The sequence below is a fragment of the Nostoc sp. 106C genome (assembly GCF_002154725.1).
Classification (GTDB): Bacteria; Cyanobacteriota; Cyanobacteriia; order Cyanobacteriales; family Nostocaceae; genus Aulosira.
Map to the genome: position 1 here is coordinate 17,136 of NZ_MTAW01000099.1, position 14,093 is coordinate 31,228.

Consider the following 14,093-nt stretch of genomic DNA (forward strand, 5'->3'; position numbering starts at 1 on the left):
TTTTAATCTAAATAAGTATAAATTATAAATGAAACAGTTTTAATTAATTGCTAGCAATCGGAAGCCAATGACTAACAGCATAAATCCTGCAATTCAGCAAAAAATCAAGGATTGGAGGCATAAACTTGCTGGTTCAAGTAACAGCAACCCACTAGTCGATTTCCGAAAGAGCAACAAGCCTAAAATTGAAGTTTATACACCGCCTTTAAGCTTATTTCAAAAGCTTGTGAGAGATGAATCTGGCTCAATTCCCTTCAATGATTTGAAAACTAAGCAAATAGAAGATGACCTCATAAAGCTTCTCGATAAACTATGTAGCGACAGCAAAAAAACATTAGAAGGGAAAGGCTTCATCAGCCTGTATTTAGTCCTTGGTACTTTGACTTGGTTTGATACTGCAAATCTTCAAGAAAAAAAAGAGAAGGATAAGTTAATATCTCCTCTGTTGCTGATTCCAGTGGAATTACAAAAAAAAGGTAAAAAAAAACCAGAATATACAATATGTTCTACTGATGAGGATATTTCCATTAACTTTCTTTTATTAAACAAGTTACGTGACGATTTTAATATCACCTTACCTGAAACCGAAACACTTCAAAAATTAGGTTATGAAGGATTTATCAATGCAGTACGTAATGCTATAGCCGAAAAGCAAGATTGGCAATTAGAAGAAACTGCTTATATTACCTTATTTGAGTCTGTCAAAACAGCGATAATTAAAGATCTGGAACAAAATCAGGGACTCATCGCCAATCACCCAATTCTGCAAGGGCTTGCTCTACCAGAGGCACCAGAAAATCTAAGTCATATTAAAACTATCACAGCTAAAGAACTGGATACAATCAATGCTGAATTAATATATCAGATATGTGATGCTGATTCTAGCCAGCAACTAGTAATTGAAGCAGCAAAGGCAGGGCTTAGTTTTGTAGTGCAGGGGCCTCCTGGGACAGGAAAAAGCCAAACAATTGCCAACATAATTGCCGAACTAATAGGCCAAAACAAAACAGTTCTGCTGGTTGCAGAGAAGCAGACTGCTTTAGATGCTGTATACAAGACACTACGAGATTCTCAGCCTAGTCTTGAAGACTTATGTTTAGATCTGCACCATAAAGGTACAACTAATACTAAGAAGTTGGTAAAAGAATTAAATCAAACTAAAATTCGTTTGTCACAAAGAAATGAAACTGAGTCACAACAGGGGAATCGAGATATATTCTTTCAACAATTATGTGAATGTCGGCAAAGCCTCAATAGCTATACTGCAAGTTTACATAATAAATACCAACCAATAAATAAATCTGCTTTTGAACTTTATGGCAAATTACTTAAACTGGAACGAGAGTTAGTTCCGACGCTTGAATTTAATACATATAATCTTGAAGAATGGTCAGAACAAAGATTATTATTGCAAGCTAAAAATTTACTGAATGACCTGGGACAATTTGAGCCATTTTTTCGACTAATGCAGAAAACCATATGGTCAAGTAGTCCGATAAAAAGATGGAATTCTGATGTTAGCAGAAACTTACGTCAAAATATTGACAACTTGCGAAAAGGAATTCAACTTGCCACAAGAACTAGTGCTAGTTTGCAGGAGTTATTAAATATAGAAGCTGCTAACACATTAATAGCTTTAGACAAGCTTCAGCCAGCGATAAATCATCTTATTGAAGTACCTCCACGTTTTCCAAAAAATTGGCTGCAAGAAACAATATTACATACTTTGCAACAAAATTTTGAAGAACTTAAAGAGGATATTGATCAAGTTCAACGTATAGGCTCAGATTTGAGTAATAAATATATTAATGAGTTTTTAAGTTGGAATTTGCCAGAACTGAGAAAATTCAAGCAACGCTTTCAGAGCTATAAAGGAATTTTTAGCTGGCTAAGATGTGGTTATTGGCGTACTCGTAAAAGCCTTGTTTGTCTGCAAAAAGTAAAAAATAGAGTACGTGACACAGAATTAATTAAAGATATTGATAATGCAATTAAGCATAATGAAATTTTGAATAAATTGAAAGATACTACACATCAATATCATCGAGCGTTTAGTTCATTCTTTGAAGAAGGAATGCCAGACTTAGATGCTATTGAACAAGCATTGAATTGGTTGAAAGTCATACAAAATTACTCTTTGCCTTCAAAGCAAGTTACAGTAGTTATCTCTTCATCCGAAAATTTGCGAGAAGTTAGGACTTTATTAACAAATTTAGAAAATTCACGAAACTCGATAACAGAAGGTTTTAAATTCCTCAGACAACATTTTCAGCAGGAAGAAATGACAAAACCTGGTGAATTGGAAAGAACATCTTTATCTGAAGTAGAACATTTTCTTAATCAAGCCCAAAAAGAGCTAGTTTCGTTCCAACAATGTTTAGACTGCCAACAGCTAGTAGAGGAGCTAGAAGCTATTGGTGCTAAAGATTTTTTATTAAAACTAAGAGAGTCTAATATTCAAGCAAATTTTTGGTTTTTAGTTTTGCAAAAAGGCATTTATAAAGACTGGCTGCAATATATCTTAGATAGTACTGAATTGCGGAATTTTAATCAAAAAAGGCATGAGCAGAAATTAGAGGAATTTTCTCAGCTTGATATTGAACAGTATCAAGTAGCAATACAGTGTTTAAGACAACTTCACGCTGAACGCTGGAAAGAGTGGTCTAGACAATCAGAAGCAAAGAAGCAAATACTATCACTCGAAAAACAAAACACATTAAAAAAAGGGCATAAAAAAATCCGTCAATTCATAAAAGATGCCTCTAAACTTGTGACTACCTTAAAACCTTTTTGGCTAATGAGTCCACTTGCTGTTAGTCAATACATAGAACCAGAGGCTGTAGAGTTTGATGTGGTAATTTTCGATGAAGCTTCCCAAATTTGTACCGAAGATGCAGTACCTTCCATTATGCGAGCAAAGCAGGTAATAGTCGTTGGTGACAATAAGCAGCTACCGCCAACTTATTTCTTTAAAAGCAATGCTTCAGGTGATGAAGGCGAGGAGCAAGAAATATATGAAAGTTTACTCGATGAATCTTCAACATTCCTAGAGAAATTTACGCTGAAATGGCACTATCGCAGTAAACACGAGAGTTTAATTGCTTTCTCAAACCAAAACTTTTATGATTCAGAGCTTTTGACTTTCCCGAATCCAGCAAAAAATCCTAATCTAGGCGTTCATTTTGAGTACGTTCCAGATGGAATCTATACCCCTGGTGATAGTGCAAAGTATAATATCCGCGAAGCACAAAAAGTAGCAGAACTGACAATAAAGCATTGTTTAGAACATTGTCGAGAACATCAGGATCTTTCTGAACTTTCTTTGGGAATTATTACGTTAAATGAATCTCAAGCAGAAATGATTCGAGACAAACTACAGCAACTCAGTTCAAACTATCCAGACATTCAAGAATTATGCCAAGAAGACTCGCGTAATTTCTTTATTAAACCAATAGAGAGAGTTCAAGGAGACCAGCAAGAAGTAATTATTTTTAGCTTTGGATTTGGGTTTTATGAAAACAGCCAAAACCTAGTTCATAAATTTGGGCCTCTTACTAACCCAGGAGGAAGGCGACGCTTAAACGTAGCAGTTACTCGTGCAAAAAGCAAGTTTGTCTTAGTAGCTTCTATTAAAGCAGCAGATTTTGATTCGGATAATGAGGAAGTGAAATTGATACAAAAATATTTTGAGTTTGCTGAAAAGGGTGGTGAGAAATTAGATATACAGTTTGATAATAATTTTGCCGAATCTGATTTTCTTTTTGAAGAGGATGTATATCAAGCTCTAACGCAGCAAGGATACAGGATAAAAAAACGGGTAGGTCGTTCAGCCTATCCTATAGACTTAGCAGTAATAGATGAGCGACAACAAGAAACAGAAGAGTTCTTGTTGGGTATTGTTTGTGATGGAACTATTTATCATAAATATCCTACAGCACGGGAGCGCGATCGCCTTCGCCACAAAATTTTGAAAGACTTGGGTTGGAACATTTACAGAATTTGGTCTCGTGAGTGGTATGAAAATAGAAACGGTCAGATAGAACTGTTAGTAGAACATATAAAAGATTTGCTGAATCAGAAATAGCCAAAGGTGGTAATGTAGTCTTTCAAGATGACATTTGCAGCAATCTGTAATTTTTTGTATGCAATCAACTGAATTTGAAGAATTATTAACAAATATTCAAAAGCTGCAATCGATAATGATTGGAGTTGCTACTAATTCACAAGAGTATCGAATTCAGGATAAAGAGGAAGAGTACAAAGAACTCTATCAAGAAATAGCATCACAAATAGAAGACCTTCAATATGAAGGATTACCTATAGAAAATCCAAATAATTTTTATTCACTCTGGGACTGGTATAAGTATTGGAAGTCTAAGTTACGTAAATCTGCTTTCCGGGGAAGTTATATTCATAATCTTTATCAAAATATTTGCACTCAAATTGACATTGCTTTATGCAAACATTACCTCAAAGTAACCTCATCAGAAGCCTTAGACAATGAGCTAGATCTGACACAAATTGAAGAATTAAAATCACAAATACAAAAACTACAAGAAATACTGATTGCGGTAGCTATTGAAAGTAATACTATTTCTTCAATTAAAGAAAATGAAGAACAATATATGAACCTATATTACGAAATTGGATTCAAAATAACACTTCTTGTGGACAGAGGGATATCAATTTCAAATCCTAACCAATTTCGCTCTCTTTGGCAATGGTACAGTTTCTATTCGGAGCAGTTAGAAGGTACAAAAACTGCACGGCAAGAATATGTTAACAAGCTTTATATAAATATAATAAAACCCTTAGAAAAAACACTAAAAGAATATCAATTAAAATCAGATTATTCCATTCAAGACTTGATCCAATATTTGATGCGTCGATTTAACCAGGTAAATTCTAGCGTACCTATTACTGTCTCAGTTACAACCACAGCTTTGAGCAATAACATACTAACATCTACCCCAAATTTCGATGAAACTCTTCAAGACAAAACATCTGAGCAACTTTTGAATAAATTCTCTATTACAACGACTCAAGCTGTTGACGATTCTTCCTTTGCAATTATCAAACCTACTGTAACTTGGACATATGAGAGCGCCATGAATCCAGAAATATTTTTAGAGCAGCAAGATATCACACCATTAACTATGGCACTAAATCACTTTGCTCTCAAGGTTCCTTTAGCTAGCGATCGCCAAAATGTTTTAGAAAGCGCTGGTATTGATTCCGCTTTTCTAAGTAATTTGAAATGGGATACACAATCTATTCATTTTGCTAATGAATTAGTAGCAAAATTTAAACAGTATCAAATTTCTAGTAATAGTTTGGAATCTCACCCAATGGTGAAATTGCTTAAGTACCTAAGCGATTTAGCTATAATATATAATTTTAAAGACGAAGATTCAAAATTATTTACTCGATTAGTCGAAAGAGGTCAGGAAAACTTTAAAGCATTAGCTGCTTGTAACACAGTTGGCAGAATTGAATCACCTATAGGAAACCCCATAGGTACAGGGGTGTTAATTACAAAAAACTTTTTATTAACCTGTAATCACATTTTTACTAAGAGCCAAGTGCAAAAAGCATGGGTGCGCTTTAACTATAAGGATGGAAATTACGAATCAGAAAAAAATATTTTGCAATTAGATTTTATTAGTAATAATAGTCGCCTTGATTATGCATTATTGAAAATCAACGCTCAAACACAACAAAAAGCTATTTTTATTGATAAAACATCTATATTAGATAGCGGTCAAGATGTTTGTATTATCCATCACCCACAAGGAAAATCGGTAATCATTTCTGAATTTGGACAAATTACACAAGTAGGAGAAGATTACATTGACCATAATTTGAAAACTGATGACGGTTCTTCTGGCGCACCAATTTTTAATCGCCAATGGGAATTGATTGCAATTCATCAAGGAAATCCCGGTATAAGGCGTTCTGTGACTCCAGATTCAACAGGAGGTATTCCCATCCGTGCTTTTTGGAATCAAATTTCACAGCATTTACTTTGATGTGACGAGGAATAATTTAATGAGCTTTTTACAGAGTTTATCTGAAACTTTCAGCCGTGAGGCTCCAAAATATAAAACCCTTTTTCTACCTAAACATCGAGTTGATAAAGACTACGATGAAAAACCTATTGTTGCAGGTGAAGCCTATTGTCGTATCTGGCTAGTGGAGATGCGCTTGGCTAAAGATGTAGAATGGTTCAAGCAAAGATATCCGGTGGTTCATGCTGCTGTCCGCTTCAATCACGGTGGGAAATCTGTAATAATTCCCTATCTGGCTGCACCTGGACAATTAGAAAAATCAATAGCAGATAATCTGGATAAAGTAATTCAGTGTAACTATCCACTCACATCCTTATTTCCCTTCAATGATGGATTAGTCGAGTTACAAGCAGGGTTATTTAGCATAGCTAATAATGACTCCATCGGTAAATTTATTAAGGCGATAGGCAGATTTTCTGAATTGCTACCAGTGCCGGAACTTTCAAGTGTTATAAAGCTAGCAGAACCAGTATATCGGGGTATTGAAGATTTACTCGATATTGGTGAGCGTCGCTTAGAACTAGGCTACCAACAAACATTTTCTGAAGCTTATGGAGGTGGTAGCAATTTCCTAAAAGCGGGTTATTTTGCTGCAATTTTGGCGCAGGATAACAAGATAAACAGCGATAATCTTTGTATTGTCAATGATAGCCTCTGTCTTGGTTCACCTGGAACAACAAAAACTTTTGAGCGTGACGGCAAACTTCTAGAAGGCTATAGCTATATGCTCTTTCGTATAGAAAAGCGCACTGCTCAATATTGGGAGTCATTAAGCAGCATCAAAGAACTGGTTGATAAAGCCCAAGAGGCTGTCATTGATGGAAAATATGAAGTAGTTAAAACAATATTTTTGCCTGCTATTAAGGCTGCAATTTACCAAAGTCCTGATGTTACAAAAGCTGACCGCAAACAAATGGTGCTAAAAATTGAGGATTTTTTACGGGAGTTGGGATTGCAAGCTGCGAAAGTGCAAAAGCGATCGCTTTATTCAATTATGCAGCGTCCGTTACCACCATCTGATGCAGAAACAGAAGCTGAATTGGCAGCTTTAGAGCAACTTTTTCAGCAAAATAGTCAATAAACTAGCTTATATATTTCTTGTGTGGGAGTGAGTGTCTATCTGGATGGGTGCAGAGTCAGCACAGGATAAAAGAGAAGGAAGATAAGAGTTGGAGGAAAAGATGATTTTCCTCAAATTCTCACTTCCTACTCTCTAATCACTATTAAATATGAATTCCACATTCAGTTTTGCCAGTTCCCCGCCAGCGTCCAGCGCGTTCGTCTTCACCTGCACCGACTTTGGTAGTGATTGGTTCATCACCTATGCTGGGATAGCCTTGGTCATGCAAGGGGTTGTAAATTACTCCATGTTCAGCCACATAAACCCAGCTTTTTTGACGTGTCCAGTTAGCTAAGGGATTTACTTTCAAGCGCTCTTTGCCATCCAATTCAAAGATAGGCATATTAGCACGGGTAACTGCTTGGTCACGGCGACGACCAGTAATCCAAGCGATGGTGTTGAGTTCGTCTAAACCCCGTTGCAAAGGTTCAATTTTGGTAACGTGGTGGAATTTAGTAATATCTCTATCCCAGAGCGCTTCGCCATATTTAGCGGTAAAGGCTTCGCGGCTATCTACGTCTGGAGTCTTGTAGGTTTTTAGATCCAAGTTATAGACTTCTTTACTTTTGGCAACTAGTTCTAGGGTTTGAGGGAAGTGGTAGAGAGTATCAAGAAAAATAACAGGGACGGGATGCTTCAGTTCACTATAAAGAATATGGGTAATTATCATGTCATCCACGTTAAAGGCGCTGGTTTGTACCAGTCCCGTGGGGATATTTTCTATAGACCAGGCCAGTATCTCTTTGGGAGTAGCAGTTTCAAATTCTTGATTTAACTGCTCTAAATCAAAATCGCTTGTTTGGTTTCTAGAGACCGTGGAAACTGTCATGATAATTTTTTAGCTAAATGGTTCTTGAACTTCAACAAAATTCATTTTACCTCATATGTGCACATATAAAGGCACATAAATCGCTAGGGTATGAGGGATTTATAAATTTATTTATTGTAGCTATTGATACATAACTACGTGTATATATGGTTGACGCTATTAAAGCTGCATAGCCAGAGTTAATAAATCCTGACAAGTTATAGAATTTAATTAGTTCAGCAACCTCATCTATAAGTAAATACCACAGCCTTTACTAAGAAAGATTACGGAATTTTAATTTTTACCGTATTTATATGGATATACAATACTGATATTGATATTCTTAATGAATCCTTAACTTTCGGGGATTCTAAATAAAATGAACAATTCAAAAACTCCAGGTTCTTTGGGTGTATCTATATTTATGGGCGCTCTCATCATGTTGACCAGCGCTGGCATCATCACCATCATGAGCGCGTTTTAAGAAAATAACAGCAAATTTTAGCAAATAAAGTTTACAAAGCCCCGCTGCAATATATGAGAGGGGCTTTTACACTTTGTTATCCAGAGGATTGTTATCGGCTATTCTTGGCTACTGAATAGATTTCTAATTTCAGAAGTTTCATGCTGGTCAGCAAGTTTCATCGCTGCTGTATCCTGGTAAGAAAAATTTCGTAACGATAACATCATCGAGTTGATGCGTTCAGCTTGTAGTTTCATTGATAACAGGATTTTAGGTAGCTTGTTGATCAGAAAATCCAAATTGATCGCTTCTGCGTAATAGCTAATTTCACCGTTTGGGTGAGGATAGTACAACTGATACAGGCGCAAAAGTTCCAGCAGTTGTTGGGTACTATCGCTGATGTCAGATAAATTAGTGGAGATAAAGTTAACAGGGTTTTTAATTTCGTGTGCTACGCCCAGCGCCCATAGTCCTAAGCTGGACATTTTCTCACTTTTGATAAGTTGTGCCTGAGTATTTTTGATTTGTTCGAGAGCTTGGGCTAGCTGTTCAGCTTGCGCTGTGGCAGCAAATTCGGCAGCACGGCTGTTTTCGTATAGTTGTGCGTGCTGAATGGCAAGCACGGCCTCATCTGCTAGATGCTGCAACAAATCCATTTCCACATCCTGCCAATTTCTAGGAGCAAAACATTCATGGGCGATGATTAATCCCCATAATTGCGTACCCATCTTGATTGGGACAATTAAATTTGCTTTGATCTGAAGACTCTGTAAAAACTCTCGATGGCAGGGAGTCAAATCTTCTGAAGCTGTATTGTTGATCGCCCGCACTCTTCCTCGCAAGTAAAGACGGGCAGATGCTTCGGGAAAGCATTCCAATGGGGTTTTCATCCCTACAATAGGACGCAAGTTGCTGTCCACATCTTCTACAACTACTTCACCTCCTAACTGACCAAGAATTTTATAAATCACTACCCGGTCTGTTTTGAGCAGTTTTCGCACTTCCTGTACGAGAGTTTGCAAGGTAAGCTTGTAGTCTAGATTGCTACGGATTTGATCGGAAACTTGCTTAACTATTCTGGTAAGCTCTAAAGCTTGCTGTAATTGGGCTGTACGCTCTTTTACTAAATGTTCAAGATTAGTATTCAGTGCTTGTACTTGTTGGTACATTTGCTGTTGCTGAATTGCCATCGCAAATTGATCTGCTAGAGCTTGCCCCATTGAGATTTCTTCAGGTTTCCATTCAGGTGCTTGTCCCTTTTTTTGTTCTAGCCAAGCTGCAAATGAAAGCTGGGGTAGCTTTTGTTGCTCATTACTATCGCGTTGTCCTGCCCACAAGATTTCGCTGTCAAATTCAGAGCGAAAAATACTTAAAACACCAATATAAGTTTGACGGTAATTGAGGGGAATTAGCAACATACCGCGAATCTGGGTTGGCTGGAAAACAGGAGCCAGTTCTTGCCAATGAGGTTCTTTGTATAGGTCGGTAATTGCCCAAAGGTTACCTGTTTGACATTCAGCCATCCAGTCTTGCCACAGGGAATGCTGTTCCATGACACTGTTTGCTTGTCCTTCTGTCAGTGTCGGTTGTTCGCCCCAAGTGAATAATTCTGCACTCTGCTCAATGTAAAGTCTGCCACCTATGCCATCAAAGGCTCCTACAGTTGCTTCTAGTGCTGTTTGAAATTGGATTGTTGGCAGGGCATGTAACAGGGTGGTAATACGGTTGATGATCGCTTCTCGTTGTTGCTCCGCACGGGCTTGGCTGAGTAGATAACCTTGAGCGATCGCAACTGATATTTGATCTGCTACCTGCTGCACTAATTGCAGTTCTTGTTTCCCAACTGTGCGTGCTGTACTGTGGTGCGATACTAACAATCCCCACAGTCGAGGTTTTGCTGATTGCTCTTTCGGGTCGTGATGTAAAATTGGCACTACTAGCGAAGACTGCACACCCATTGCTGTTAAGTATTGAATATGGCAAGGGTCTACTGCTCGGTAATAGAGATTTTCATTACTAAGAGATTTGCCAGTTTCGGGGCTGTCTAATGGCGATAGTCCAATCCGCCCACTAGCCACATTTACTATTGAACGTTGGCGCGCCCACAGAAACATATCTCGCGCTTCTTGGGGAATATCAGTTGCAGGGAAGTGCAGCCCGATCAGTGATGGTAGACGCTGTTGGTGTATAGATTCAGCCACGACTTCTCCACTGCCATCGCTGTCAAATTGATACACCATTACGCGATCTGTACCCAAAAATGCACGAATTTCTGCAACACTAGTCGTTAATATCTCTTTCAGTTCGAGTGATTGCCTAATTCGGGTTGTTATTCTATGTAGCAAACTTTCTTCGGCAATTCTTGTTTCTAAATCACGTGAGTACTCAGTAAATTCCATCCAGTAATAATGCCCTTCTTAAATGTATAAAAAGGTAGATGCTAATAAACGTGTGTGACTGGTAATGCCTGCTAATTATGTTACTTGAGATTAGATGCTTGGATATTTTCGCACATTATAAAAATTTATATGCAGTATGATTAAAGTTTATTAGTAAAAAATATGTCGTAATTTTGGTTGGATCTGCTAACTCTCGAAGTGTTGCAATTTAGTCTACTGTAACTATTTATTTTGAGGCGATCGCGTAGTGATAAAGTTAACTTAGGGTACTAGAGCGTAAACTAATGTATCGCTTATGTTATCAAAACCTAATAATTAGGCGATCGCTCGTAAGTTAGGGCAGTAAAGCCGCTGTTTCAAAATCTTTATAAAACAATACGGTTCAGTTAAGGTGATAAGAGTTCTCATCTGTCGAACAAAAACCAAGATTTGGGGGAGAATCCCCCAAACCCCCGATTGGGGAACGGTTGCGTCCCCCAAGCCCCCTCCAAAATAATTGTTCGGTTTTTTGTTTAGTAATTATTTGTGAACTTTGTAGTCAATGAATTTTCTTAACTGAACTGTATTGCTTTATAAAATTCCTGCTTGTTGAAAAATTTGTTGCGGTGTAATTTGCAGCCATTCAAAAAGGCAATCTTCTAAACTATCTTCACCACTTTTTGTTTGAGGTCGTGCATCAGGATAAAAAATAGTAACTGTTTTAGCTCTTGCATCCACAACCCAAACTCTCATCACGCCTGCATCGAGATAATCTGTGGCTTTGGCGCTCATTTCGCCAAAGCTTTGGTCAGGAGAGATAATTTCAATAGCTAAGTCTGGCGGTATGGGACAAGGTTCATCTTCGATTACCTTACTTGGAAGCCGAGAATAGGATACATAAAGTAAGTCTGGTACGGGCACCCAGTCGCGACCCTTACGGTTTAAAGTAACTGCCCAATCGATACCAACCTCACCACGATTTTGCATTTTCTGTGATAAAAGTATGTAGATCGCACCTCTTACATAAGAATGAAATCTTTTTGGTAATATTTTGGGTTTTGCTTCGCCATCAATTAATTCGTAAGTGATATCCTCTTTTGATAGTGCCAAGAATTCTTGTAGTGTAATTTGAGATTTAACTTGAGTCATAGCGATCGCGTCTCTTGTGACTCTATTTTGAACTAGTTTAACTAAGCTATCACCAATTTTAAATTTTCAACGCCGATCAAGCTTACACAGAAGATATCCCTATCCAGTTTCAGCCTATGATCGCTTGTAGAAATGGGAGTTGCGGCAGGGATGGAAGCAAATGCGATTAATTTTATACAGCAAACCTGGATGCCATTTATGTGAAGGTTTACAGGAAAAGCTAGAAAAAATCCAAAATGTGGCGTTTGAGTTGGAAATTCGGGATATTACAACTCGTGAGGATTGGTTTTTGGCGTATCAGTATGAGGTGCCAGTTTTATATCTATCGAACCGCCCTTCGGGTGACGCTCCTGCGTCGCTACCGCTTGCGCTAACGCCACTTTGCCATCGTGACGGGAACCGCCAAGACGCCAAGAACGCAGAGGAAGATTTAATTGAAAAACCTTTGCCACGTCCTTCTCCTCGTGCTAGTGTGCAGCAGTTGGAGCAAATGCTGCGTAAGTATTTATCCAATGAGAAAAAATAATGCAGAATAAGCGCAAGAGAAGCGTGTGACGAGGTTCACAAAATGAAACTGCGGGAATTACTAGCAGCGATCGACACTGTAGAGCAATTACCTAACCATCCTGCTTTTGAGGATGCAGAAGTGCAGGGATTGAAGACAAATTCCCATGCTTGCAGTTTGGGAGATTTGTTTATTGGGATGCCAGGAACAAGAGTAGATGGGGGAGAATTTTGGCAAAGTGCGATCGCATCTGGTGCGGTAGCAGCGGTTGTCTCTGTCCAAGCTGTCCAGAAAAATCCTCCCACAACCGAGGCTTTTGTAATTAGTGCTAGTGACATGACTAAAGCCTGTGCCCAAATTGCAGGTGCTTTTTACGGTTACCCAGGGCAAAAACTCAAATTAGTTGGTGTCACCGGCACTAATGGCAAAACTACAACTACTCACTTGATTGAATTTCTGTTGGAGAAAGCAAATCTCCCAACAGCTTTGATGGGGACTCTCTACACTCGCTGGCCTGGTTTTGCAGAAACGGCTGTTCACACTACACCGTTTGCGGTGGAACTACAACAACAACTAGCGCAAGCTGTGGATGCTGGTTGTGAGTATGGAGTGATGGAAGTTAGTTCTCATGCTTTAGCCCAAGGTCGAGTGTTGGGTTGTGAGTTTGAGGTGGGAGTGTTTAGCAATCTCACCCAAGACCACCTGGACTATCACCGCGATATGGAGGATTATTTTGCGGCGAAAGCATTGTTGTTTAGTCCAGATTATCTCAAAGGGCGGGCAATCATTAATGCTGATGACCCTTATGGACAAAGATTAATTGCCTCGTTGAGTCCAGAAAAAGTTTGGAGTTACAGTGTTAACGATGCCAATGCTGATTTTTGGATGAGCGATCTTAATTACGAGCCGAATGGTGTTAGTGGGACATTGCATACACCTAAGGGTAACGTAGCTTTTCGTTCACCTTTAGTTGGTCAGTATAATTTAGAAAATCTTTTGGCAGCAGTCGGTGCAGTTTTACACTTGGGTCTAGATTTGCAATTAGTAGCAACTGCTATACCTGAGTTTCCTGGTGTTCCCGGACGGATGGAACGGGTGCAGGTGATTCCAAACCAGGATATCAGCGTGATTGTGGATTATGCCCACACACCAGATAGTTTAGAGAATCTGCTCAAAGCGGCACGTCCGTTTATTCCTGGTAAGATGATTTGTGTGTTTGGTTGTGGTGGCGATCGCGATCGCACCAAGCGACCGAAAATGGGGAAAATTGCCGCCGAATTAGCAGATCTGGCTGTAGTCACCTCAGATAATCCCCGCACTGAAGACCCACAAAGGATTTTGCAAGATATTTTGGCAGGAATTCCGGAAACGACAAATCCCACAGTAATTGGCGATCGCTCTGCCGCTATTCGTACTGCTATTTTACAAGCACAACCTGGAGATGGAGTTTTACTGGCTGGAAAAGGCCACGAAGATTACCAAATTCTCGGTACAGAAAAAATTCACTTTGATGACCGAGAACATGCACGCGCAGCTTTACAAGAAAGGCTGAAGATTCAAAATTAATCAAGAATTTTATTTCTTGTTAGGGACGCTATTGCT

General features: G+C 38.7%; 8 protein-coding genes. 5 read left to right on the forward strand and 3 right to left on the reverse strand.

The window, feature by feature from the left end; genetic code table 11:
- The first annotated feature begins 67 nt into the window (after window positions 1-67).
- From BV375_RS12930 to BV375_RS12940, 3 genes are read left to right on the forward strand one after another with little or no spacing between them, the layout of a single operon-like run.
- Complete coding sequence (locus BV375_RS12930) at window positions 68-4,084, forward strand: AAA domain-containing protein (protein WP_086761037.1); 4,017 nt, start codon at window positions 68-70, stop codon at window positions 4,082-4,084.
- A 58-nt stretch (window positions 4,085-4,142) separates the two neighbouring features.
- On the forward strand, window positions 4,143-6,029 hold the full coding sequence (locus tag BV375_RS37595; protein ID WP_208099112.1) for a trypsin-like peptidase domain-containing protein: 1,887 nt from the start codon (window positions 4,143-4,145) through the stop codon (window positions 6,027-6,029).
- Window positions 6,030-6,048: 19 nt separating this feature from the next.
- On the forward strand, window positions 6,049-7,149 hold the full coding sequence (locus BV375_RS12940; RefSeq protein ID WP_086761039.1) for a hypothetical protein: 1,101 nt from the start codon (window positions 6,049-6,051) through the stop codon (window positions 7,147-7,149).
- 142 nt (window positions 7,150-7,291) lie between these two features.
- Here BV375_RS12940 and cysH read toward each other — a convergent pair whose 3' ends face one another.
- The 3 genes from cysH to BV375_RS12955 form a co-directional block, all read right to left on the reverse strand.
- Complete coding sequence (gene cysH, locus BV375_RS12945; protein ID WP_086761041.1) at window positions 7,292-8,017, reverse strand: phosphoadenosine phosphosulfate reductase; 726 nt, start codon at window positions 8,015-8,017, stop codon at window positions 7,292-7,294.
- A gap of 561 nt (window positions 8,018-8,578) precedes the next feature.
- Window positions 8,579-10,858 (reverse strand): GAF domain-containing protein, encoded by a 2,280-nt coding sequence (locus tag BV375_RS12950; protein WP_086761043.1) that lies wholly within the window; start codon window positions 10,856-10,858, stop codon window positions 8,579-8,581.
- A gap of 570 nt (window positions 10,859-11,428) precedes the next feature.
- A complete protein-coding gene (locus BV375_RS12955; RefSeq protein WP_086761045.1) occupies window positions 11,429-11,986 on the reverse strand; it encodes a Uma2 family endonuclease in 558 nt (185 codons plus the stop codon).
- A gap of 160 nt (window positions 11,987-12,146) precedes the next feature.
- Between BV375_RS12955 and BV375_RS12960 the strand changes: the two genes are divergently transcribed.
- Window positions 12,147-12,512: a glutaredoxin family protein gene (locus tag BV375_RS12960; RefSeq protein ID WP_086761047.1), complete on the forward strand. Its 366-nt coding sequence runs from the start codon at window positions 12,147-12,149 to the stop codon at window positions 12,510-12,512.
- A gap of 42 nt (window positions 12,513-12,554) precedes the next feature.
- Window positions 12,555-14,057 (forward strand): UDP-N-acetylmuramoyl-L-alanyl-D-glutamate--2,6-diaminopimelate ligase, encoded by a 1,503-nt coding sequence (locus BV375_RS12965; RefSeq protein WP_086761049.1) that lies wholly within the window; start codon window positions 12,555-12,557, stop codon window positions 14,055-14,057.
- Window positions 14,058-14,093 lie beyond the last annotated feature (36 nt).

Bases quoted from the DNA above. Each gene is read 5' to 3' on its own strand.
- BV375_RS12930 (WP_086761037.1), top strand. From the start codon at position 68: ATGACTAACAGCATAAATCCTGCAATTCAGCAAAAAATCAAGGATTGG.
- BV375_RS37595 (WP_208099112.1), top strand. From the start codon at position 4,143: ATGCAATCAACTGAATTTGAAGAATTATTAACAAATATTCAAAAGCTG.
- BV375_RS12940 (WP_086761039.1), top strand. From the start codon at position 6,049: ATGAGCTTTTTACAGAGTTTATCTGAAACTTTCAGCCGTGAGGCTCCA.
- cysH (WP_086761041.1), bottom strand. From the start codon at position 8,017: ATGACAGTTTCCACGGTCTCTAGAAACCAAACAAGCGATTTTGATTTA.
- BV375_RS12950 (WP_086761043.1), bottom strand. From the start codon at position 10,858: ATGGAATTTACTGAGTACTCACGTGATTTAGAAACAAGAATTGCCGAA.
- BV375_RS12955 (WP_086761045.1), bottom strand. From the start codon at position 11,986: ATGACTCAAGTTAAATCTCAAATTACACTACAAGAATTCTTGGCACTA.
- BV375_RS12960 (WP_086761047.1), top strand. From the start codon at position 12,147: ATGCGATTAATTTTATACAGCAAACCTGGATGCCATTTATGTGAAGGT.
- BV375_RS12965 (WP_086761049.1), top strand. From the start codon at position 12,555: ATGAAACTGCGGGAATTACTAGCAGCGATCGACACTGTAGAGCAATTA.